Raw genomic sequence first — 21,435 nt, 5'->3', positions numbered from 1 at the left:
GTCGAGATTTCCATACTGCTTTTGTTTTGTGCATTAATTTCTCAAAATATGTGTGTTGTGTGTTCTTTTTATCAATTTTTATAATCAATAAACTGCAAGAACGCATAACTTACCTAAATTACAGGCAATAAAAAAGAGCCATACGGCTCTTTTTTACAATACTTTGTGACTAAATTTTATTTAAGATCCATCTCTTGGATGATCTCGTGTGCGATTTCAGGTGTTGTACTTACAGGCTTTTCGTGTAGGTTTGCTTTTATCTGCCCTTTTCGATGTTTTAGTGCCGCATCGAGTTTTTTAGCTGCGCTTGCAATGGCTGGGTACATAACTTCGTTTTCCCCTTTTACCGATATGCGCGTGCCTTCGTAATTAGTGCTAATTTCAGCTTGGATTTTATGATGCTCTTTAGACAAAATAATATCGAGTGCAATAAGCGATGGAAAATGGCTCTCGATTTTTGAAAATTTTTCGTTGATGTGCTCTCTAATAGAGTCAGTAACTTCAACATGGTGACCAGAAAGATTAATTTTCATAGGGTATCCTTTTATTTGTTACCTCATAAATAGTATTGGGGGCTATTTAGATTAACACAAGGAAAAAAGAGAGATATTTGAGGTTTATTTGCGGTTTTTGGTGATTTAAATCATGCGTTGCGCAAAGTTTATGCAAAGCCCATAGTGCATGGGCTTTCAGACGTCTAGCTGTACTGATTAATCTGTGTACGAACAACAGTAGTCAGCAAAATCAGATACTTTTACTTTAAAGCTTACATTTGCATCAACATTAAACGATTCACCTGCGTTAAATGTTTTCCACTCACTCGCCTCTGGTAATAAAATATCCCATTGGCCAGCTAAAAGCTCCATGCATTCTTTTTGGTTTGTATCAAAAACAAACTCACCTGGTTGCATAAAGCCTAACGTTTTCGCTTCGCCATCACCTAAAATAACGGTACGGCTTGACACTTTTCCGTCAAAATATACATTGGCTTTTTTTACTACACTTACGTTATCGAACTTTGGCATTTTTAGCTCCTGCTATTAATTTAAGATTATTATTTATAAATTTTATCGCACTACCTTGCCTGATAGCTTACTTTCTTGCAAGGAAAGCAGCGTTGATAAAGGTGAAGTTGCTTCATGTAAGGGCATAAAAAAACCCGCAACATGTGCGGGTTTTTCAATTACTTACTTTATTTAATCAAAGCGATTAAAAAAGTTCGTTTGCTTTGCTTACAATGTTTGCCACTGTAAAACCAAAGTGCTCAAACAGCTCGCCTGCAGGTGCTGACTCACCAAAGGTAGTCATACCTACTACTGCGCCGTTTAGGCCTACGTACTTGTACCAGTAGTCAGCAATACCTGCTTCTACTGCTACGCGGCGTGAAACAGATGCCGGTAATACGCTTTCTTTGTATGCTGCGCTTTGATCTTCAAAGGCATCAGTACATGGCATAGATACAACACGTACCTTTTTACCTTGGCTGCGTAGTTCGCTTGCTGAATCTTGTGCTAGTTGCACTTCAGAACCTGTTGCAATAAAGATAATCTCTGGGTTGCCGTCACAGCTAAGGATGTAACCACCCTTCTTAACATCTGCTAATTGCTTTGCGTCACGGGCTTGTTGCTCAAGACCTTGGCGAGTAAAGATTAACGATGTAGGACCGTCTTTACGCTCAATAGCTTGTTGCCATGCAATTGCCGACTCAACTTGGTCACATGGGCGCCAGTTGTATAAGTTAGGCGTTAAACGCATGCTTGCAATTTGCTCTACTGGTTGGTGAGTTGGACCATCTTCACCTAGGCCGATTGAATCGTGCGTGTATACAAAAATGCTTGGTTGCTTCATTAATGCAGCCATACGTACGGCATTTTTTGCATATTCAACAAACATTAAGAACGTAGCACCGTAAGGAATAAAACCTTTATGAAGGGCAATACCATTCATAATTGCCGACATACCAAACTCACGTACACCGTAGTAAATGTAGTTACCGCTTGCGTCGTCGTGCGTTAAACCTTTAGAGCCATCCCAAATTGTTAAGTTTGAGCCTGCTAAATCGGCTGAGCCACCCATGAATTCTGGTAATAACGGACCAAATGCGTTTAATGCATTTTGCGATGCTTTACGAGACGCTGGGTTTGCAGGGTTTGCTTGAAGTTGCTCAATGTACGCTTGAGATTTTTCAGCCCAATCGCCAGGAAGTTCATTGTTAATACGACGCTTGTATTCTGACGCTAGCTCTGGGTATGCTTTTGCGTATGCTGCAAATTTTTCGTCCCAGCTTGATTCAAGCTGTTGACCTTTTTCTTTGCTATCCCATTGTGCGTAAATATCGTCAGGAATTTCGAACGCATCGCCAGTCCAACCTAAGAATTCGCGAGACGCTTTAATTTCGTCATCACCTAGTGGTGCACCGTGACAATCGTGGCTACCAGATTTATTAGGTGAGCCGTAACCAATAATTGTCTTACAACAAATTAGTGATGGCTTATCGGTAATGCTTTTAGCTTCTGCGATTGCAGCACTTATAGCATCGCTATCGTGGCCATCAACACCACTAATTACATGCCAACCGTATGCTTTAAAGCGAGCTGGCGTATCATCGGTAAACCAACCTTCTACTTCACCATCTATTGAAATGCCGTTGTCATCCCAAAATGCAACAAGTTTACCCAGACCTAATGTGCCTGCAAGTGAACCCGCTTCATGAGAAATACCTTCCATAAGGCAGCCATCGCCCATAAATGCATAGGTAAAGTGATCAACAATATCGTGGCCTTCACGGTTAAACTGCGCAGCAAGTGCTTTTTCGGCAATTGCCATACCTACGGCATTTGTGATCCCTTGACCTAATGGACCCGTAGTAGTTTCGATTCCTGGTGCATAGCCGTATTCTGGATGACCTGGTGTTTTAGAATGCATTTGACGGAAGTTTTTAATTTCGTCTAGTGGTAAGTCGTAACCACTTAGGTGCAATAGAGAATAGATAAGCATTGAACCGTGGCCGTTTGAAAGAATAAATCTGTCACGGTCAGCCCACTCTGGATTCGTTGGGTTATGTTTTAGATAATCGCGCCATAATACTTCTGCGATATCAGCCATGCCCATAGGGGCTCCAGGGTGGCCAGATTTGGCCTTTTGTACTGCGTCCATTGACAAGACGCGAATAGCATTTGCAAGTTCTTTGCGAGATGGCATGAATTCTCCTACCTTATATGTGTATTTGCGCGGGTATTTATGTGTTTGTTTATGTAACCAAATAACTTGGATACTGTTATACATCCATTCTTACTTATTGTGGGGGCGGTGTGCAATTAAAAACCCCAGAAAAGGCAGCATTATGAATTTTTTTTGAGACTAGAACGACATTCGTAATTTTATTTAGACGTCTAGGCGTAAAAAAACTATGCAATGCGTTTTGTTTTCGATAAAATACGCCCCTTAATTTTTTAGCGCTAATACCGACATTTGTGAAGCGCAATATTTGTGAGCAGAAATACAATGGCAAAACATTTATTTACTTCTGAATCTGTTTCTGAAGGTCATCCGGATAAAATCGCCGATCAAATCTCTGATGCGGTACTTGATGCAATCCTAGAGCAAGACTCTCAGGCTCGCGTAGCGTGTGAAACTTACGTTAAAACCGGTATGGTTATGGTTGGTGGTGAAATCACTACTAGCGCATGGGTTGATATCGAAGAAATTACACGTAAAACAATTCGTGACATTGGCTACACAAATTCAGACATGGGCTTTGATGCCGATTCATGTGCAATTTTAAACACTATTGGTAAACAGTCTCCAGACATTAACCAAGGTGTTGACCGTACTAGCCCAGAAGAGCAAGGCGCGGGCGATCAAGGCTTAATGTTTGGTTACGCATGTAACGAAACAGAAGTACTAATGCCTGCTCCAATTACTTACTCACACCGTTTAGTACAGCGCCAAGCGCAAGTGCGTAAGAGCGGCGAGCTTAACTGGTTACGTCCAGATGCAAAATCTCAAGTTACTTTTGCATACGAAAACGGCAAACCAGTAGGTATTGATGCTGTTGTACTTTCTACTCAGCACAGCGAAGACATTTCACAAAAAGATTTAGTAGAAGCTGTGATGGAAACAATCATCAAGCCTGTACTTCCTGCAGAGCTTATTACAAGCGCAACTAAGTTTTTCATTAACCCAACAGGTCGTTTTGTAATTGGCGGACCAATGGGCGATTGTGGTTTAACTGGTCGTAAAATCATTGTAGATACATACGGTGGTATGGCTCGTCACGGTGGTGGTGCTTTCTCTGGTAAAGATCCATCAAAAGTTGACCGCTCAGCAGCATATGCAGCACGTTACGTTGCTAAAAACATTGTTGCTGCTGGTCTTGCTGACAAGTGTGAGCTACAAGTTTCTTACGCAATAGGTGTTGCAGAACCTACTTCTATCAGCGTTGAAACATTTGGTACAAGCAAGCTAGAAGAAAGCCGTTTAATCGAGCTTATTCGTGAACACTTTGACCTACGCCCTTACGGCTTAATTCAAATGCTTGATTTAGAGCGCCCTATCTACCTTCCTACAGCGGCTTACGGCCACTTTGGTCGTGACGAATTCCCTTGGGAACGTACAGATAAAGCAGACGCACTTCGCGCAGCTGCTGGCCTTTAAGCCAAAAGTTTTGTAATAAATTAAAAACGGCCCTTTTAAGGGTCGTTTTTGCATCTAAAACTTATTCGCTATATTGTTTGTAGAGCGTCTACAAAATAACTATAAAATCGACCTCGAATTCTTTTGTACTTTAGGTATATACTCATTTCATTATAAAAGCTTTAGGGATAGTTAAATGGCCGATAACTTTCGCGTTATATTTGCAGGACTTGCCGATAACGTTGACATAAAAACAGCGTGCGCAAACTTAGCTGCAAAATTAAAAACGTCAGATGAAAAAGTAGCTCTTTTTTTTAAAGGTAAGCCGCTGTTTGCGCCAAGCGATAAAGACAAAGCGTTAAAACAGACTAAGTTATTAGCAAGCCTAGGTATTAAAAGTAAGCTGCAAGCTGTTTCAAATGCGATTCAAAATAGCTCCCCCGCAGCTGCAAATAACAACCAACGTGATGAACGTATTTTTGATGCACTTGATTACATCACTAGCAGCTTAATACGCCTTGAAGAAAAGCTAGATGAGTTAGAGCAACGCCTTCCTGAAGCTCAATTAAATACACCAGACGAAAGTGTAGACGAATGGCAAAATGACGACCTAATGCTAGATGAGGATTTAGCGACTCCTAAAAAACGCAGTAACTTACTTTTATATTCATTGATTGCAACTGCCACCATTTTGCTAGTCGTACTGGCTGTTTTTTTAATTTTTCCCGATTTATTCTCTTTTTAAAAATGGCTAATTAGTTTAATGAGCAATAAACGCGCACAAATAAGAGCTGAAATTCGTAACACCCGTAACAACTTGTCAAATAATCAGCAAATAATTGCTGCGCAATCGCTAAAAATGAATTTTATTCAACACTTAAAAAGCGAAAACACAACGAATTCAAAGCATATTGCCATTTATTTAAGTAACGACGGAGAACTAGACACTTCATTGTTAATTAAAGAATTATGGAACTTACACCATGCTGTTTATCTACCTATAATACACCCATTCAATGGCGCTAATTTACTATTTCAGCGCTATGAGAAAAACTCACCCATGAGGGCAAATCGCTATGGTATCTTGGAGCCTAAGCTGAACTGCTCTCAAATATGCCCATTACCAGCGCTTGATTACCTCCTTATGCCATTAGTGGCATTTGATAAACAAGGTAATCGCCTAGGAATGGGAGGTGGGTTTTACGACCGGACATTGGCGCGTTTACACGAACAAAATTGGCAAAAACCACAACTAATTGGCCTTGCACATGAATGCCAAAAAGTTGATGCTCTACCAATCGAGTCATGGGACGTACCTCTTAAAACCATTATCACCCCAGATAAAACATACTGTTGGTAACATTTAATTTTGGTTACTAACCGCATATTTCTGACATACATGAGCACAAAGCAATGACACAAGACGAATTAAAAAAAGCAGCTGCTTGGGCAGCACTCGAGTTTGTAAAAGAAAACACCATTGTAGGTGTCGGTACAGGCTCTACTGTTAATCACTTTATTGATGCCCTTGGCTCAGTAAAGGACACTATTGTAGGCGCTGTATCAAGCTCAGAAGCCTCAACCGCGCGCCTACAAACGTTGGGTATTGAAGTATTTGAGCTTAATAACGTTGCTACTTTAGATGTATACGTTGACGGCGCAGACGAAATAAACGCTCAAAACGAAATGATTAAAGGCGGCGGCGCAGCGCTAACACGTGAAAAAATAGTAGCGGCAGTTGCAAAACAGTTTGTGTGTATTGTTGATGACACAAAACTGGTAGATACATTGGGCGACTTCCCGCTTCCGGTAGAAGTTATTCCAATGGCGCGCAGCTACGTTGCACGAGAATTATTAAAACTTGGTGGAGACCCTGTTTATCGCCAAGGCGTAGTTACCGATAATGGTAACGTTATATTAGATGTATTTAACTTAAAAATTACCAATGCCAAACAACTTGAAACACAAATAAATTCAATTGTTGGCGTAGTTACCAACGGCCTATTTGCGATGCGAGGTGCTGATAAAGTGATTATCGGTACCAAAAATGGGCCACAAATTAAATAGGATGAGGTTATGAGTAAGGTATCGTTAGCAAAAGACAAAATTAAAATTCTCTTGCTTGAAGGTGTTCACCAAAGCGCTGTTGAAACGCTAAAACGTAACGGTTACAGCAATATCGATTACGTTAAAACATCCTTACCTGAGGACGAGCTTAAAGAGCGCATTAAAGATGTTCACTTTGTAGGACTTCGTTCTCGTACTCATATTAACCAAGCCGTATTAGACTCAGCTGACAAACTAGTTGCTGTTGGGTGTTTTTGTATTGGTACAAACCAAGTTGATTTAGATGCAGCACGCGAACGCGGTATTGCTGTGTTCAACGCACCGTTTTCTAATACTCGTTCAGTTGCTGAACTTGTACTTGGTGAAATTCTACTTTTATTACGCGGTATTCCAGAGCGTAATGCAGCGGCTCATCGTGGTGGCTGGTTAAAAACAGCAAATGGTTCGTTTGAAGCACGTGGTAAAACTTTGGGTATTATTGGCTACGGTCACATTGGTACTCAGCTAGGTATTATGGCTGAAAATATCGGTATGAACGTTGAATATTACGATATCGAAGATAAGCTATCTCTTGGTAATGCAACACAAGTTCATAACCTAACTCAGCTGTTACAACGCTCTGATATTATTAGCTTACATGTACCAGAAACACCGCAAACTAAAAACCTTATTGGTAGCGCAGAACTTGCTGTTATGAAGCAGGGGTCTATTTTGATCAATGCCTCACGCGGAACTGTGGTTGATATTGATGCTCTTGCAGAAGCGCTTACAGAGAAAAAACTAAGTGGTGCAGCAATCGATGTGTTCCCTACTGAGCCAAAATCTAACGATGAAGAATTTGTATCGCCACTGCGCCAATTCGACAATGTTATTTTAACGCCGCACATTGGTGGTTCTACACAAGAAGCACAAGAAAACATTGGTATTGAAGTAGCGGGTAAACTGGCTAAATACTCAGATAATGGCTCAACTATTACTGCGGTTAACTTCCCTGAAGTATCGCTGCCTGAGCTTGCTAATCGTAGCCGTTTATTACACGTACACCACAACCGCCCTGGTGTACTAACGCAAATTAACCAAGCGTTTGCACAGCACGGTATTAATATTGCTGCGCAATACCTACAAACAGACGCATCTATTGGTTATGTAGTTATTGATGTAGATACAGATCAATCTGAAGTAGCACTTAAAGAACTAAGCGCTGTTGAGGGTACAATTAGAGCACGTATTCTGCATTAGTAATTAATCAACTATTCTAATATCAAAAAGGGTCACTTCAAAGTGACCCTTTTTTTGTATTTAGTTTACATGTACTTTCTTAAGTATTTTTTGAATACCGGATCTGTTGCAGCCAACTCTTTTTGCTCAGCCAATATCTCTTTTAAAATAGCGCCTGAGGTAAGCGGGTTTGCAAGTACCACTCTAAATACAACGGTAGGTTGATTGTCGTATTTAGAAGGCGTTAAACGAGTACGTGATACAAATGAGCGACCAGACTCTCGTTGACGCTTTTGCATACTGGCAGTAAAACGGTTCAGTGAAGCAAAAATATCTAACCGAGTTGCAGCATCTGCATCGGCTATTGCTTGTTTAATTTGCTTAGGTACATAACGATACGTTAATAGGCACAACTCAGGTTCTGAGATAAGCTCAAAGTCTTCATCAGCTTTGATTAAGTCAGCAAAGTAATGTGCTTTTTTGATGCTTCGATCAATCAGCATTTCGTAACCTTTACGACCAATAACACGTAAGCAAGCATGTACTAACATTGCCATACCAGGTCGGCTGCCTTCAAGCGTGTGGCTACCTAAGTCTTTTGAACCTTTACGTAATATGTACTCAGCGTGATGCTCTATTGCATCTGTGGCCGCGGGATCTTTAAATAAAACTAAGCCCGCTCCCATTGGTACATACATTTGTTTATGTGCATCGATGGTAATTGAATCTGCTCGCTCAATCCCTTTTAGTAAAGGGCGATGCGTGTTCGATAAAAGGGTCGCTCCTCCCCATGCAGCATCTACATGAAAATGGCAGTTAATGTCTTGTGCTAAGTCGGCCATTTCATCAAGTGGGTCAATATTACCGGTTTCGGTTGTACCCGCCACACCAATAATCGCCATTACTTTAATGCCTTGCGATTCAAGCTCACGTGCTTTTTCGCGCATAGCTCCTACATCAACTTTATTATTTTCGCAGGTTTTAATACCAATTAAGTTATCGCGACCAATACCGAGTAAATCAACTGATTTACCTAATGAGTAATGTCCGCGTTCTGATATTAATACTGCTAAACCTTTATAGCCGTAATGCAGCATACCGGCAATTAGGCCTTGTGCGCCAATACCTCTAAAATCACCATCGGGTTTTAATAAGCGGTTTCGCGCAATCCAAAGCGCAGTAATATTAGCAACCGTTCCACCTGAGCAAAATGCACCTAATGAGGTTTTAGCACTGTGCATCCATTTAGAATAAAACGAATCTTCTTGCCCATAAGCTAAATGATGCATCATTCCAAGCACTTGACGCTCAAGAGGCGTAAACGCTTTAGACGTTTCTATTTTTACTAGATTTTGATTTAGCCCTACCATCAATTTTGATAGCGGTAATAAAAAATGCGGCAAGGCAGAGGTCATATGACCAATAAAGCTAGGCGCAGCTGTATGCACAGAATGCGCAACAAGTTGCTCCATTATGTCTTGAGCATAAGCAGATACAAACGTTGGATCCTCTGGGATCACTGCCGACTGAAAATCTTTTTCGATTTCATGTAATGGTTTTTCAATTGCCGCTATATTTTCGTTTAGAAAACCTGCTAAATTACTCGAAATTTCAAGCTCGATTTTGCTTAAAGTTGAGTCTGGCGCTTCAGGTACAGTAAATATACGCTTAAGGCTTTCTTTAGAGGCGACGGCACAACGCTTTTGATCCATCTCAATACCTAGTGTGTGTAGCTAAAACACGCGCTTACCCATCAAAAACGCCTATTTTTTAGGACATTTAGAGCAATCGTGTTTCTTTAAAAATTGCGCTAACTTTACTGCAATATAACTAAAATGTCTCGTTTAAACCTATAAAAGCAATCAAAGCGATGACAAAAAAATGATAATTTAATTAAAATTTGACTAAACCTAATTATTTATTGGGCATTTACTTATTTTGGGTATAATAAATTTGATAACAAAAAAGGGACACATATGCCAGAAGGAAGAGTCAAAGTTAGTTGGATAGTGGCAGGCTTTAGCTTGTTTTTAATAAGCTTGCTTACCTACGTTTACTACACTTACCAAACTACGCGTGCTGAAATAATGCAGTCGGTTGATAATCGCTTACTTAATGCAGCCACCAGCGTTAAACATATCTTAGGTGAAAATTACCTAAGTGCGGTTAATCAAGGCGACAACATAAGTTTTTCTTACTATCAAAATAAGAGTAAACAGCTCTCTGAGTTCGCTCAAGCACTTGATATTGCTTATGTGTATTCAATGATTTTAAAAGACGGAAAGGTTCTTTTTAGCTCATCAAGCTACACGCAAGACGATCAGAATAATGGCAAAGTAACTCAATTTTTAGATCTTTACCCTGAAGCTACCGATGCCAATATAAGTGCTTTTTATTCAACAGAACCTGTATTTGAAATATCGAGCGATCAGTGGGGCCACTTTAAAACTATTTTTATTCCTTACGTTGACCCTATTAACGGCAATACCTATTTAATGGGTGCCGATATAACTATTTACAATTTAAACGAACAACTTAAAGAAAGTGTGTCGAAAGCTGCTGCAATGGCTAGCTTCTTCTTTTTTATCGCGATACTTGTTGCCGCTATATATATTTATTTACTAAAGCGCTCTTTAGCAACTGACTCTAGTACTGGTTTTTCAAATCATATTGCTCTTGAGTACTTTATTAAAAAAAGTAATGCACATCACATGCAGTTAGCCGTTATTTGGGTTAACGAAATAGAAGATATAAACAGTTTCTACGGCACTGAAGTGGGTGATAAAGTAATGAAAAACTTACTTATTCACTTTAAGCTCAGAAGCTCTGCGCATTGCCATATATACAGGCTAGCAACCAATAAAATAGTATTACTCGCGCCAAAAGAAATGAGTAATGACGAATTTACCGAGCTCGTAAAAACATATAACTTTAATACCCCAGTGTTAACTGATCCTTTTATTTATATAACCCTATGTGCAGGTATTGCCAGTGGTAATAAATCGCTACTACTTGAAAACGCTCATATAGCGGCGCTGCAAGCAAAACAAGGCAGACATAGCGTAGTTAACTACTCAAAAGCGCTACACGATGTAAAAACGCAATATCAATACAATGTTGAAATGGCTAAAGAGGTGCGTGAAGCGTTTGATAACAACCGTATAGTGCCTTACTTTCAACCTATTATTGATACTAATACCAATAAAGTTGTTCAATACGAATGTTTAGCTCGAATGGTAACAGCGCAAGGTGAAGTATTAAAACCTGATGCATTTTTAAATGTTGTTACTCGCTCAAGAATGGACGGCATACTGACCCGTACTATATTTTCACAATGTGTTAGTCGCTTTAGAAAAACAGATATTTGCTGGAGTTTAAATATAACTGCACAAGATATGCTCGACCCTAATTTAAGTGAGTTTATTGCGGACGAACTTAAGCGTTATCCGCATCCTGGTAATATCACACTAGAGCTTTTAGAAACCCAAGCTATTGCTAACTTTTCTGAGGTAAAAGCATTTATTGGAATGGTTAAAACGAAAGGCGTTAAGGTTATTATTGATGACTTTGGTAGTGGTTATTCAAATATATCAAACGTACTTAAGCTTGAAGTAGATGGTATTAAGCTCGATGGCGCACTAATAAAGCAAATAGTGAATGACAAAGACATCTACTTGTTTATTGAACATATAGCCAGTTTTGCTAATCAACTTGGTTTACAATTAATGGCAGAATCCGTAGAAAATGCAACCATAGTAACCGCACTTAAAAAGGCGAATGTGACACTAATGCAAGGCAACTATTTTGCCCACCCAGTGCCACATGTTAATACGGTTACAGAGGAATTAGCACTTTAATTTACTTTAGCAAGGTAAGTTTATAACGAGTCGGTGGCTTTGCTGGCCACTGGCCCAGTATTTACGCTCAAAAGGCGTAATTGCATCGTTTGACTCATAAAGTGTTACATCGCAAGGGTTGCCTGTTAATTCAAGCGCCCGAGCAAACTCCTTAACGTAAATATCCCAATTGCTGCGCACTTCTAATTTTCCACCTAACTTAACGATAAATGGAAAAATAGCTGCGCCATGCCAGCGCCTACGAATATGCTTAGATTTAGGCCACGGGTTTGGATACAACAAATAATGGTGCGTAGGTTGCCAATTAGCAGCAACCGCTAAACGCCAAAAGTCATTTAAGTCTGCTTGCACTAAGATGTACTGACCACTGTCGGTTTGCTTATATTCAACATCGTGCTTATCTAAGCGGTGCGACGATTTATCAATACCGATTACAAGTGCATCAGGATGGCGCTTAGCTAAGTTAGCTGAGCTTTCACCTACGCCACAACACGAGTCTAAAATAAGCGGACCACTAAAGGCTTGTACTTTGGCATTAACCTCGTCAAATGCGGCTTGGGTATGAGCTGCAATTGGCTTTTTAAATTCAGCATCTAAGTGCTTATTTACTATTTCATCAAGCTTCTCGTGAATGCCCGCTTGATTAGATACAATACTACGTGAATTTGCATCACTCATTAGTGTCTTAGCCCCACACCTTTTTTGATCAATGTAAGCGCCAATGTAAATAACGCTGTTATAAATACTAAAATAACCCCAAGAGCCACGCTCAAATCAACATCCGACACACCTAAAAAGCCATAACGAAATGCGTTAACCATATAAATTATAGGGTTGATTTGTGATACATTCTGCCAAAACTCAGGCAGCAACGTAATTGAATAAAATACACCGCCTAAGTAAGTTAATGGCGTTAGTATAAAGGTGGGGATAATGCTTATATCGTCAAAACTATTTGCGTAAATTGCATTAATTAAACCACCTAAAGCAAACACAGCTGAGGTTAAAATAACCGTCGCCATAATTACAAAAATATTATGAATTTGGATATCAACAAATAATAACGACACACAGGTCACTATAAAGCCCACCATAATACCGCGTGTCATACCGCCACCCATATAACCTAGAACAATGATGTAGTTAGGTACAGGTGCAACTAAAAGCTCTTCAATACTTTTTTGAAACTTTGTTGAGTAAAAACTAGAGGCTACGTTGGAATAGGAATTAGTAATAACCGACATCATTATAAGGCCAGGTACAATAAACTCCATATAACTAAAGCCGCCCATATCACCAATACGTGAACCAATTAAGTTACCAAAAATAACAAAATATAAGCTCATCGTAATTGCTGGCGGTACTAAAGTTTGCACCCAAATACGTAAAAAACGGATACACTCTTTAATCCATAAACTCTTTAAGGCTACACCATATTTAAACATTTATTCGCCCCGCCCTTGCTCTAGTAATCCTACAAATAACTCTTCTAATCTGTTTGCTTTATTTCGCATACTCAACACAGTATTACCTTGAGCTGTTAATGCACTAAATACAGCATTTAGCCCTTGAGATTTAGCGACTTCCACTTCAACAGTATGATCGTCCGTCATCGTAAACTTATAACCTTCAAGCGTGACAGGGCTTGCTGGCACTTTTAAGTCTAAAATAAAGGTTTCTTTATCAAGTTTTGCAAGCAATGCTTTAATAGTAGTGTTTTCAACAATTCGGCCATTATCGATTATGGCGATGTTTTTACACAGTAACTCTGCTTCTTCAAGGTAGTGTGTAGTTAAAATAATAGTAACGCCTTGCTCATTTATTTGGCGTAAAAAATCCCACATTGAACGACGAAGTTCTATGTCTACCCCCGCTGTTGGCTCATCAAGTATAAGCAACTTAGGTTCGTGCATAAGGGCACGCGCAATCATTAATCGGCGTTTCATACCGCCTGAAAGCGTACGTGCTTGTTTGTCTTTTTTCTCAAGTAAGCCAAGCTGCGCTAAGTACTTATCAGCACGTTTGTGGGCTTCGCCACGTGGCACACCATAATAACCGGCTTGGTTAACAAGTATTTGGCTAAGTGTTTCAAACTGACTAAAGTTAAACTCTTGCGGCACTAAGCCTAAATGCGCTTTTGCAGCTTCTAAATCAGTATCAATATTACAACCAAATACTTCTACCTTGCCTTTTGTTTTATTAACAAGTGACGAAATAACACCAATAGTGGTTGATTTACCTGCTCCGTTTGGACCAAGTAAAGCGAAAAAGTCGCCCTCTTTAACTTGTAAATCAACGCCTTTAATAGCCTCAACACCATTTTTGTAAACCTTGGTAAGGCCTTCTATATTTAAAGCAATATTTTGCTTATTCATTACTTACCCTCACCATAACCCCAACGTTTTGTTAGGTTATGTTCAATGTTTAAATGATCTAAAATTCTTGCCACCATAAAATCAACTAAGTCTTCAATACTTTGTGGCTTATGATAAAAACCAGGCGCTGCTGGCATTATGGTCACACCTAAACGAGATAACTTAAGCATGTTTTCTAAATGAATTTCGTTAAATGGTGTTTCGCGCGGCACTAAAATTAACTGTCCGCGTTCTTTAATAACGACATCAGCGGCGCGCTCTAATAAGTTATCTGACGCCCCTACTGCAATTGCAGAAACCGACCCAGCACTGCATGGACATACCACCATTTTTTTAGGTGCAGCAGAGCCCGAAGCCACAGGGCTAAACCAGTTATCTTTACCGTATACTTTTAACTGCTCAGATTTAGCATTAAACAGCGTACTTAACTGCTCAGTGGCTTTATCTTCGTTACCAGAGAGCTTAATATTTGATTCTGTATCAAGCACCACTCGTGCTGCACTTGAGATAAGTACGTAAACTTGAAATTGCTGCTCAAGCAATACTTCAAGCAACCTTAAACCATAAGGTGCACCTGATGCACCGCTAAAAGCGAGCGTAATTCTATCTTTAAATTGCACACTATTCTCCGCTGTATTTATCAGCTAAACCATCAACAAGGTGTTGATGAAGGCCATTAAAACCACCATTGCTCATAATTAAAATATGTTGATTAGGCTCAATATTTTCAAGCACCGTATCAATAATTGTTTGTGTGCTGCTAAAGCACTGCATACCCGCTTTATCTGCTTGCTCTTTTAGCGACCAATTTAGATTCTCTGGTTCAAAAAGTAGTACGTCATCAGCATCACGCAGTGAATCTAATAATGTATATTGATGCACACCCATTTTCATGGTGTTTGAGCGCGGCTCTAAAATAGCGATAATTTTTTCATCGCCTACTTTCGCGCGCAGTCCTGCAAGCGTAGTTTTAATTGCTGTTGGGTGATGCGCAAAATCGTCATACACCTTAATATTATTTATATCAGCCTTTAGCTCCATACGCCTCTTAGGGCTAATAAACTCACTTAAGGCATCAATACTATGATCAACAGCTATACCCACATGGCGCGCTGCTGCGATAGTCATAATTGCATTTTTAACGTTATGTTCGCCTATTGCTTGCCAGCAAACAGTGCCCTGCTTTTCGTTATTTAAAAGTACATTAAACTCACTACCATCGGCTTTTATTAATTCATAGCTCCAATCATCGCCTAGCGTTTCGCTTTCGCTCCAAAGCCCTTGTGCTATTACGTCATTAAGCGCTACGTCTTGCTTAGGCCAAATTACCTTGCCGCTTTGAGGTAATGTACGCATTAAGTGATGAAATTGTTTTTTTATTGCGTTTAAATCTTCGAAAATATCAGCGTGATCGAATTCAAGATTGTTTAAAATAAGCGTACGCGGAAGGTAGTGTACAAACTTACTGCGCTTATCAAAAAAAGCAGTGTCGTATTCATCGGCTTCAATAACAAAAAATGGCGTTTCGCCGACTTTGGCCGATACACCAAAATTTTGGACTATGCCGCCAATTAAAAACCCTGGTTTTAAACCTGCGTACTCTAACACCCACGCAAGCATACTTGCTGTGGTTGTTTTACCATGCGTACCAGCAACCGCAAGCACCCAAGAATCTTGCAGTAAGTTATGCTTAAGCCACTCAGGGCCTGAAGTATAAGGCAGGCCTTTATCAAGCACATATTCAACACATGGGTTACCCCGGCTCATTGCATTACCAATAACGACCATATCTGGCCTTGGCTCTAACTGAGATACCGCATAGCCTTGAGTTAGTTCAATGCCAAGCTCTTCAAGTTGCGTACTCATTGGTGGGTATACGTTCTGATCAGAACCCGTTACTTTATGACCTAATGACTTAGCAATGGCTGCAATGCCACCCATAAACGTGCCACAAATGCCCAAAATATGTATATGCATATACTTTCCTTAAATCGTATGCTCACTTTACAGCTATGCAAAGTTTAATGGCGCTATAATGCCAAAATTCGTGCTTAGTTACCATTGCGAGTAAGCACTTCACTCGTGCCAAAATGACCACTTGATAATAAAAAAGCCTTCTTAATTAGAAGGCTTTTTTATTAGTCATTATTTGCTACATCATTAAAAATACTATTAAACCTACACCGAGCAATAAACGATATATCACAAATGGCAACATGCCCATTCGCTCTATTACTTTTAAAAACATAAATATACATGCATAAGCCGATAAGAACGATAGCACCACACCTAGTAATAATGTATTCCAATCAACCACATGGTCACCCAAAGCAAGCTCTGCAGTATAATAAAGCCCCATCATAGAAATAATTGGAATTGCCAGTAAGAACGAAAAACGCGCTGCGCTTTGCTTATTCATTCCAAGCATTAAACCAGCAGTCATCGTGATACCTGAGCGAGAAGTTCCCGGGATCATTGCAACAGCTTGTGCAAAACCAATAATAAGTGCTGTTTTCCAATTAAGCTGATAAATAGTTTTAATTTGCTTACCTTTTGCATCCGCGTACCAAAGCAATAAACCAAACACAATTGTGGTAGTAGCAATTACCCAAGCGCTTCGTAGGTACAACTCTATAAAGTCTTTTAAAAGTAAGCCTAAAATAGCGGCAGGCACAGTGCCTAAAATTATCCACCAACCTAGCTTACTATCATCACTAGTACCCTGTGCTCCAAAGGATTTAAACCACGCACTGAGTATGTCGACGACCTCTTTGCGAAAATAAATAACAACAGCAATTAAAGTACCAACATGGACTGCCACGTCAAACGCAAGCCCTTGATCTTCCCAGCCTAAAATTTGCGATGGGAGAATTAAGTGCGCAGAACTAGAAATTGGTAAAAACTCAGTAAATCCCTGTATGAGGGCTAAAATAATTATTTCGATGATACTCATGGGTTAGAAAACTCCACCTTCCATAGCTTTTGTTGAGGGTTATTATATTCATTCCATAACTGCGCAATCGTTTGTTTAGCTACAGGATGATAGAAATCTGGGGCAACCTCGCTAAGAGGTTGTAATACAAATGCGTTTTTAGTTATTTCATCTCGTGGTAATTGCGCTGGGGAGTCGCAAATTACATCATCATAAAACAGTAAATCTAAATCGAGCGTTCGTGGACTAAACTTTTTATCGTTCGCTGTGCGTCCATTATCACGCTCTATTTGTTTTAATAAAGCGCATACATCAACAAGCGACATATCAGTTGTAGCGCCAACGACTGAATTATAAAAATTATTGCCAGCAAACCCTACTGCTTCACTTTCAAAAACAGACGAGTGTACAATATGTTCAAAGTGCTGCTTAAGTGCAATTAATGCACATTGTATATAATGCGCTTTATTTATATTTGACCCTAGGCTGATATAAATTTGAGCCATTTAGTCAGTTGCCTTAACACGTGTAATTTCAACACCTACAGTTTGCGCTTGTGCTACTGCTGCTGGTTTACTTACTCTTATAGTAACTTGTGGAGTATTAAACTCGCTTAAAATAATATGCGCTAATTGTTCAACTAAAGTTTCTAGCAACTCTACAGGTTTTAAAGTGCAGTGCTTAATAACTCGCTCACTTACTTTTGAGTAATCCAGTGCTAAATTAATATCGTCATTTTCAGCTGCAGGCTTAATATCGCTTAGCATTTCAATATCAAAATAAAGGCTCTGTTTACTTTCTTTTTCAAAGTCGTACACTCCAATAATAGTGTCGACGTGCAATTGAGATATAAAAACCTTATCCATTGATACTCCAAATAACAACAAACTACTAAGCAACTATACTAAGCATCAATAAAATTAATACTGTATATGGTTTAGCCAGTGTTTAAATATGTAAAAATAACTTCTACAATAGCAAAATAACTAAACTAGCTATTAAATAGCCTGTTAATAATTTTTACGATAAATTTTGCTGTCAATAATAGCCTAAAAGCACTATCAATTGGTATAGCAATTAAAAAATAAGGAAGCGCGTGTTAGCCACTATAATGTTTGTTTTAGCTTATTTACTTGGGTCGATTTCGTCGGCTATTTTAGTGTCGCGGTTGTTCAAACTCCCAGACCCTCGTAATAGTGGTTCTAATAACCCAGGAGCTACAAATGTTTATAGATTAGGCGGAGCATTTCCGGCTTGCTTGGTTCTAGTGTTTGATATTTTAAAAGGCACTATTCCGGTATGGGGGGCTTATTTTTTAGAAGTTGAACCTTTAGAGCTTGGTTTAGTCGCAGTAGCTGCTTGTTTAGGCCATATGTACCCACTGTTTTTTAGCTTCAAAGGCGGTAAAGCCGTAGCAACGGCATTTGGCTCATTATTACCTATTGGCTTATCATTGGCAGGTTTACTTGTGTGTACTTGGTTAGTTATAGTGGCAATAACACGCTATTCATCACTGGCGGCGCTTGTTGCTGTATCTCTAGCGCCCTTGTATACATGGCTAATAAAGCCACTTTATACTCTTCCCGTTACTTTTATCACGCTGTTAATTATATTTCGTCACCGTACTAATATTATTCGATTATTTAGTGGGGAAGAACCAAAAGTGGGTGCTAAAAAAGCACCCACCGATGAAAACAAAAATATCTAAAATATGAGTCATTAAATCGGCTCAAGGCTATCTATAGGCCAACGAGGTTTTGTTTTCATATCAAGCGTGGCAAATTGCCCTGCTTTTAAACGTTGCATTCCGGCATAAGCAATCATTGCACCATTGTCGGTACAAAATTCAGTACGCGGATAAAACACTTCGCCTTTCATACCCTTCATTACGCGTTCAAGCTGCAGTCGAAGCTGTGTATTTGCACTCACACCACCGGCGATTACTAAACGCTTAATACCTGTTTGTTTAAGCGCTCGCTTGCACTTAATAACCAGCGTATCAATAACCGCTGTTTGAAATGCATGCGCTATATCAGCTTTAGTTTGATCGTCGTCGTCATTTTCACGAATAGTGATTGATGCAGCAGTTTTTAAACCACTAAAACTAAAATCAAGACCTGGTTTGTCGGTCATCGGGCGAGGAAAAATAAAACGCTTCGCAACGCCTTGTTCGGCCATTTTAGCTAATCGCGGACCTCCAGGGTAGTCAAGACCAAGTAACTTAGCCGTTTTATCAAAGGCTTCGCCTGCGGCATCATCAACTGACTCACCTAATACTTCGTATTGTCCAATACCCGCTACTTTAACCATCATGGTATGACCGCCCGATACAAGCAATGCAATAAACGGAAACTCAGGAATATTGTCTTCAAGCATCGGAGCAAGTAAATGCCCTTCCATATGATGAACAGCAACAGCTGGAATATCCCAACCGTATGCTAATGAACGACCAATAGAAGTACCTACCAATAATGCACCAACTAAACCTGGGCCTGCAGTATAAGCAATACCATCTAAATCTTCTGGGCCACAACCCGCTTGCTCAAATGCTGCGTCTATAAGTGGTAGCGTTTTACGAACATGATCGCGCGATGCAAGTTCCGGTACAACGCCGCCATAATCAGCGTGTACTTTTACCTGGCTGTATAATTGATGAGCTAACAAGCCTTTTTCGTCATCGTATATTGCAATACCTGTTTCATCACATGACGATTCAATGCCTAAAATTCGCACTGTACTTCTCCTGCCTTTAAAGTTTTTACTTCGCTGTTTTTATAACGTAAGACCAATATTTGTTTGACCATCTTCTAGGGCAAACTTTTTAAGTGCTTTTACGCTATCAGAGGTGATACGCCCCATATTTTCTACAAAATCAATTAGCTCACCTAATACTTCAATTTCGTATTGCATTAATGGGTGTTCTCTTACAGCGGTGTTATCTGCAACCTCACCTTCAACCGTCATTTGATATTCAATAAAGCGTGCCACTGTTGCTTGAGATATTTTACTGACACTAATGAACTCTTGTTCATCTTGCGCCATTAGACCGTGCATTAAGCTAAGTAAAGACGTTGCGGCATCAATAGCAGGGTAAGTACCAAACATATCAAAATCAGCAAGTTCAGGAACATTCGGTTCTATTTTTTCAACTTGTTTTTCGAGATCTATTTTACTTTTAGGCAGTAATATTTTTTCCCAACAAACATTAAGCGAATTGCGTAATAAGGTTTCATCACCAAACCCCGTTGCTTCACTAAATAAACCGTAATTTGGCAGCATTCGCTCTATTAGAGCACTCGCTAAAACGGCTTTTTGTAAATAGTTAAGCTCTCTAATACGCTGAAAATTATTTGCTTTAGTCATTCTTTAACGTCTCACACGACCAACAAAAATCAAATGTTGATCCATTATGCTCATTACAGTTAGGGCATACCCAATCTGGAGCGGATTGTTTTACTTGTTGATAGTTTACCAATATTTGGCGCGCATGGCGCTCTTTTATCGCATAAACCTGCACACTAACTTGTGCTTGATCAAATGGAATTTCTCCCATTGCGCCTTGGAGCATCTCACCTTTTATTTTGCATTCAATACCACTGGTTTGTATTAAACCTTTAATAATATTAGCTTCAAGGGTGTTTTCGGCTTTATAAATTGTAACCCATTGAAAGGAGCTATCTGTTGAGTTTTTATTATTAATATTTTGCAATATTCACCTCATTTATTTTGTGTTAACAATATCCTGCGCTAGATTACTAGCATGCTGCACTTTTAAGGAATAAACATGACACTTACAACCCCGGGCCTACTTTTCCCGGCCATATCGCTGCTATTATTAGCCTATACAAACCGATTTTTAGTTTTAGCGCAATTAATTAGGGAGTTAAATGCACGCGAGGGTGAATCTATACGCCCCGTTGTAGTGGCTCAAATCACCAACTTACGTAAACGAATAAACTTAATCAGAACAATGCAAGTTTATGGGGTAGCCTCTTTTTTACTGTGTACATTTTCGATGTTTGCTTTATTTATTGAATTTAATACCACGGGGATTATTTTATTCGGCATTAGCTTAGCCTGCTTAAGTTTATCGTTGTTAACGTCTTTATTTGAAATACATATCTCCTGTGATGCAATTGAAATAGAACTGCAAAGCATTGAAAACAAACCATTAAGCAACCGAATAAATAGAAATTTTGTAAAATAAACTCCTATAGATAAAACACCCTATTATTTGTCACAATCATGTTGTAAGTACACCCCATTTTGGGGCGTACTTTTTTATTAATTAGAACAATTGAATCCCAACCGGCTATCTAACCCACTGAGTTAAAATAACTTTGCCTAGATA

Annotated in this window: 23 protein-coding genes; 8 read left to right on the top strand and 15 right to left on the bottom strand. The window is 39.4% G+C overall.

All coding sequences use genetic code 11. The features are described from left to right. Positions 1-176: 176 nt before the first annotated feature. From raiA to tkt, 3 genes are all read right to left on the bottom strand, one after another. Entirely contained in the window at positions 177-533 is a 357-nt protein-coding gene (gene raiA, locus WNY98_RS10685; protein WP_007376058.1) for a ribosome-associated translation inhibitor RaiA, read from the bottom strand. A gap of 177 nt (positions 534-710) precedes the next feature. Continuing rightward, positions 711-1,025 (bottom strand): pyrimidine/purine nucleoside phosphorylase, encoded by a 315-nt coding sequence (locus tag WNY98_RS10680; RefSeq protein ID WP_182720484.1) that lies wholly within the window; start codon positions 1,023-1,025, stop codon positions 711-713. 184 nt (positions 1,026-1,209) lie between these two features. Next, on the bottom strand, positions 1,210-3,201 hold the full coding sequence (gene tkt / locus WNY98_RS10675; RefSeq protein ID WP_170071969.1) for a transketolase: 1,992 nt from the start codon (positions 3,199-3,201) through the stop codon (positions 1,210-1,212). Between the two features lie 303 nt (positions 3,202-3,504). Between tkt and metK the strand changes: the two genes are divergently transcribed. The 5 genes from metK (at position 3,505) to serA (ending at position 7,941) form a co-directional block, all read left to right on the top strand. After that, complete coding sequence (gene metK / locus WNY98_RS10670) at positions 3,505-4,656, top strand: methionine adenosyltransferase (RefSeq protein ID WP_024600601.1); 1,152 nt, start codon at positions 3,505-3,507, stop codon at positions 4,654-4,656. A gap of 175 nt (positions 4,657-4,831) precedes the next feature. Beyond that, positions 4,832-5,380 (top strand): hypothetical protein, encoded by a 549-nt coding sequence (locus WNY98_RS10665; protein ID WP_024595234.1) that lies wholly within the window; start codon positions 4,832-4,834, stop codon positions 5,378-5,380. 18 nt (positions 5,381-5,398) lie between these two features. Beyond that, the gene (locus WNY98_RS10660) at positions 5,399-5,995 is read left to right on the top strand and encodes a 5-formyltetrahydrofolate cyclo-ligase (protein WP_342877876.1); all 597 of its coding nucleotides are present in this window, start codon (positions 5,399-5,401) and stop codon (positions 5,993-5,995) included. Positions 5,996-6,048: 53 nt separating this feature from the next. Beyond that, entirely contained in the window at positions 6,049-6,702 is a 654-nt protein-coding gene (gene rpiA, locus WNY98_RS10655; RefSeq protein ID WP_342877875.1) for a ribose-5-phosphate isomerase RpiA, read from the top strand. Positions 6,703-6,711: 9 nt separating this feature from the next. Continuing rightward, positions 6,712-7,941: a phosphoglycerate dehydrogenase gene (gene serA / locus WNY98_RS10650; protein WP_024600597.1), complete on the top strand. Its 1,230-nt coding sequence runs from the start codon at positions 6,712-6,714 to the stop codon at positions 7,939-7,941. A gap of 65 nt (positions 7,942-8,006) precedes the next feature. Here serA and panP read toward each other — a convergent pair whose 3' ends face one another. After that, complete coding sequence (gene panP / locus WNY98_RS10645; protein ID WP_024594075.1) at positions 8,007-9,632, bottom strand: pyridoxal-dependent aspartate 1-decarboxylase PanP; 1,626 nt, start codon at positions 9,630-9,632, stop codon at positions 8,007-8,009. A 264-nt stretch (positions 9,633-9,896) separates the two neighbouring features. On the opposite strand from panP, the gene WNY98_RS10640 reads away from it, so the two are divergent. Further along, a complete protein-coding gene (locus WNY98_RS10640) occupies positions 9,897-11,777 on the top strand; it encodes a GGDEF domain-containing protein (protein ID WP_342877874.1) in 1,881 nt (626 codons plus the stop codon). Positions 11,778-11,783: 6 nt separating this feature from the next. On the opposite strand, the gene WNY98_RS10635 is transcribed toward WNY98_RS10640, so the two are convergent. The 8 genes from WNY98_RS10635 to folB all read right to left on the bottom strand — a co-directional run bounded on the left by WNY98_RS10635 (position 11,784) and on the right by folB (position 17,950). Next, on the bottom strand, positions 11,784-12,455 hold the full coding sequence (locus WNY98_RS10635; RefSeq protein ID WP_170071966.1) for an SAM-dependent methyltransferase: 672 nt from the start codon (positions 12,453-12,455) through the stop codon (positions 11,784-11,786). Beyond that, entirely contained in the window at positions 12,455-13,222 is a 768-nt protein-coding gene (locus WNY98_RS10630) for an ABC transporter permease (protein WP_007584748.1), read from the bottom strand. The genes WNY98_RS10635 and WNY98_RS10630 overlap by 1 nt, the downstream gene beginning before the upstream one ends. Further along, positions 13,223-14,152 carry an ABC transporter ATP-binding protein gene (locus WNY98_RS10625; protein ID WP_182196679.1) on the bottom strand — a complete coding sequence of 310 codons (930 nt, stop codon included), beginning with the start codon at positions 14,150-14,152 and terminating at the stop codon, positions 13,223-13,225. Next, positions 14,152-14,772: a flavin prenyltransferase UbiX gene (locus WNY98_RS10620; RefSeq protein WP_024600592.1), complete on the bottom strand. Its 621-nt coding sequence runs from the start codon at positions 14,770-14,772 to the stop codon at positions 14,152-14,154. The genes WNY98_RS10625 and WNY98_RS10620 overlap by 1 nt, the downstream gene beginning before the upstream one ends. A 1-nt stretch (position 14,773) precedes the next feature. Continuing rightward, positions 14,774-16,129: a UDP-N-acetylmuramate:L-alanyl-gamma-D-glutamyl-meso-diaminopimelate ligase gene (gene mpl / locus WNY98_RS10615; protein WP_342877873.1), complete on the bottom strand. Its 1,356-nt coding sequence runs from the start codon at positions 16,127-16,129 to the stop codon at positions 14,774-14,776. Between the two features lie 175 nt (positions 16,130-16,304). Beyond that, the gene (locus WNY98_RS10610; RefSeq protein WP_182670780.1) at positions 16,305-17,105 is read right to left on the bottom strand and encodes an undecaprenyl-diphosphate phosphatase; all 801 of its coding nucleotides are present in this window, start codon (positions 17,103-17,105) and stop codon (positions 16,305-16,307) included. Further along, a complete protein-coding gene (folK, locus tag WNY98_RS10605; protein ID WP_024595488.1) occupies positions 17,102-17,590 on the bottom strand; it encodes a 2-amino-4-hydroxy-6-hydroxymethyldihydropteridine diphosphokinase in 489 nt (162 codons plus the stop codon). The genes WNY98_RS10610 and folK overlap by 4 nt, the downstream gene beginning before the upstream one ends. Then, the gene (folB, locus tag WNY98_RS10600; protein WP_342877872.1) at positions 17,591-17,950 is read right to left on the bottom strand and encodes a dihydroneopterin aldolase; all 360 of its coding nucleotides are present in this window, start codon (positions 17,948-17,950) and stop codon (positions 17,591-17,593) included. It abuts the gene before it with no gap. 230 nt (positions 17,951-18,180) lie between these two features. Here folB and plsY point away from each other — a divergent pair, with 230 nt between their 5' ends. After that, positions 18,181-18,792, top strand: a complete 612-nt coding sequence (gene plsY / locus WNY98_RS10595; protein WP_002961038.1) for a glycerol-3-phosphate 1-O-acyltransferase PlsY — start codon at positions 18,181-18,183, stop codon at positions 18,790-18,792. Between the two features lie 11 nt (positions 18,793-18,803). Here the strand turns inward: plsY and tsaD are convergent, their stop codons facing one another. The 3 genes from tsaD to WNY98_RS10580 are packed head-to-tail and all read right to left on the bottom strand — an operon-like array spanning position 18,804 to position 20,793. Then, on the bottom strand, positions 18,804-19,817 hold the full coding sequence (tsaD, locus tag WNY98_RS10590) for a tRNA (adenosine(37)-N6)-threonylcarbamoyltransferase complex transferase subunit TsaD (protein ID WP_342876548.1): 1,014 nt from the start codon (positions 19,815-19,817) through the stop codon (positions 18,804-18,806). 39 nt (positions 19,818-19,856) lie between these two features. Continuing rightward, the gene (locus WNY98_RS10585; protein ID WP_007584732.1) at positions 19,857-20,447 is read right to left on the bottom strand and encodes a YjaG family protein; all 591 of its coding nucleotides are present in this window, start codon (positions 20,445-20,447) and stop codon (positions 19,857-19,859) included. After that, entirely contained in the window at positions 20,440-20,793 is a 354-nt protein-coding gene (locus WNY98_RS10580) for a DUF2007 domain-containing protein (protein ID WP_024598941.1), read from the bottom strand. The genes WNY98_RS10585 and WNY98_RS10580 overlap by 8 nt, the downstream gene beginning before the upstream one ends. A gap of 75 nt (positions 20,794-20,868) precedes the next feature. Between WNY98_RS10580 and WNY98_RS10575 the strand changes: the two genes are divergently transcribed. Continuing rightward, entirely contained in the window at positions 20,869-21,291 is a 423-nt protein-coding gene (locus WNY98_RS10575; RefSeq protein WP_024598942.1) for a DUF2721 domain-containing protein, read from the top strand. Positions 21,292-21,435 lie beyond the last annotated feature (144 nt).

The organism is Pseudoalteromonas sp. AS71, from assembly GCF_038900275.1.
Lineage (GTDB): Bacteria > Pseudomonadota > Gammaproteobacteria > Enterobacterales > Alteromonadaceae > Pseudoalteromonas.
Note: the sequence above shows the minus strand (reverse complement) of the source record. Positions and strands in the feature narration are given on the sequence as shown.

Excerpts from the sequence above, each read along its gene's own strand:
- WNY98_RS10665 (WP_024595234.1), top strand. The coding sequence starts at position 4,832 with ATGGCCGATAACTTTCGCGTTATATTTGCAGGACTTGCCGATAACGTT.
- WNY98_RS10640 (WP_342877874.1), top strand. The coding sequence starts at position 9,897 with ATGCCAGAAGGAAGAGTCAAAGTTAGTTGGATAGTGGCAGGCTTTAGC.
- WNY98_RS10625 (WP_182196679.1), bottom strand. The coding sequence starts at position 14,152 with ATGAATAAGCAAAATATTGCTTTAAATATAGAAGGCCTTACCAAGGTT.
- WNY98_RS10585 (WP_007584732.1), bottom strand. The coding sequence starts at position 20,447 with ATGACTAAAGCAAATAATTTTCAGCGTATTAGAGAGCTTAACTATTTA.
- tkt (WP_170071969.1), bottom strand. The coding sequence starts at position 3,201 with ATGCCATCTCGCAAAGAACTTGCAAATGCTATTCGCGTCTTGTCAATG.
- folB (WP_342877872.1), bottom strand. The coding sequence starts at position 17,950 with ATGGATAAGGTTTTTATATCTCAATTGCACGTCGACACTATTATTGGA.
- serA (WP_024600597.1), top strand. The coding sequence starts at position 6,712 with ATGAGTAAGGTATCGTTAGCAAAAGACAAAATTAAAATTCTCTTGCTT.
- WNY98_RS10680 (WP_182720484.1), bottom strand. The coding sequence starts at position 1,025 with ATGCCAAAGTTCGATAACGTAAGTGTAGTAAAAAAAGCCAATGTATAT.
- WNY98_RS10635 (WP_170071966.1), bottom strand. The coding sequence starts at position 12,455 with ATGAGTGATGCAAATTCACGTAGTATTGTATCTAATCAAGCGGGCATT.
- raiA (WP_007376058.1), bottom strand. The coding sequence starts at position 533 with ATGAAAATTAATCTTTCTGGTCACCATGTTGAAGTTACTGACTCTATT.
- WNY98_RS10630 (WP_007584748.1), bottom strand. The coding sequence starts at position 13,222 with ATGTTTAAATATGGTGTAGCCTTAAAGAGTTTATGGATTAAAGAGTGT.
- metK (WP_024600601.1), top strand. The coding sequence starts at position 3,505 with ATGGCAAAACATTTATTTACTTCTGAATCTGTTTCTGAAGGTCATCCG.
- mpl (WP_342877873.1), bottom strand. The coding sequence starts at position 16,129 with ATGCATATACATATTTTGGGCATTTGTGGCACGTTTATGGGTGGCATT.
- folK (WP_024595488.1), bottom strand. The coding sequence starts at position 17,590 with ATGGCTCAAATTTATATCAGCCTAGGGTCAAATATAAATAAAGCGCAT.
- WNY98_RS10660 (WP_342877876.1), top strand. The coding sequence starts at position 5,399 with ATGAGCAATAAACGCGCACAAATAAGAGCTGAAATTCGTAACACCCGT.
- WNY98_RS10575 (WP_024598942.1), top strand. The coding sequence starts at position 20,869 with ATGACACTTACAACCCCGGGCCTACTTTTCCCGGCCATATCGCTGCTA.
- WNY98_RS10610 (WP_182670780.1), bottom strand. The coding sequence starts at position 17,105 with ATGAGTATCATCGAAATAATTATTTTAGCCCTCATACAGGGATTTACT.
- panP (WP_024594075.1), bottom strand. The coding sequence starts at position 9,632 with ATGGATCAAAAGCGTTGTGCCGTCGCCTCTAAAGAAAGCCTTAAGCGT.
- rpiA (WP_342877875.1), top strand. The coding sequence starts at position 6,049 with ATGACACAAGACGAATTAAAAAAAGCAGCTGCTTGGGCAGCACTCGAG.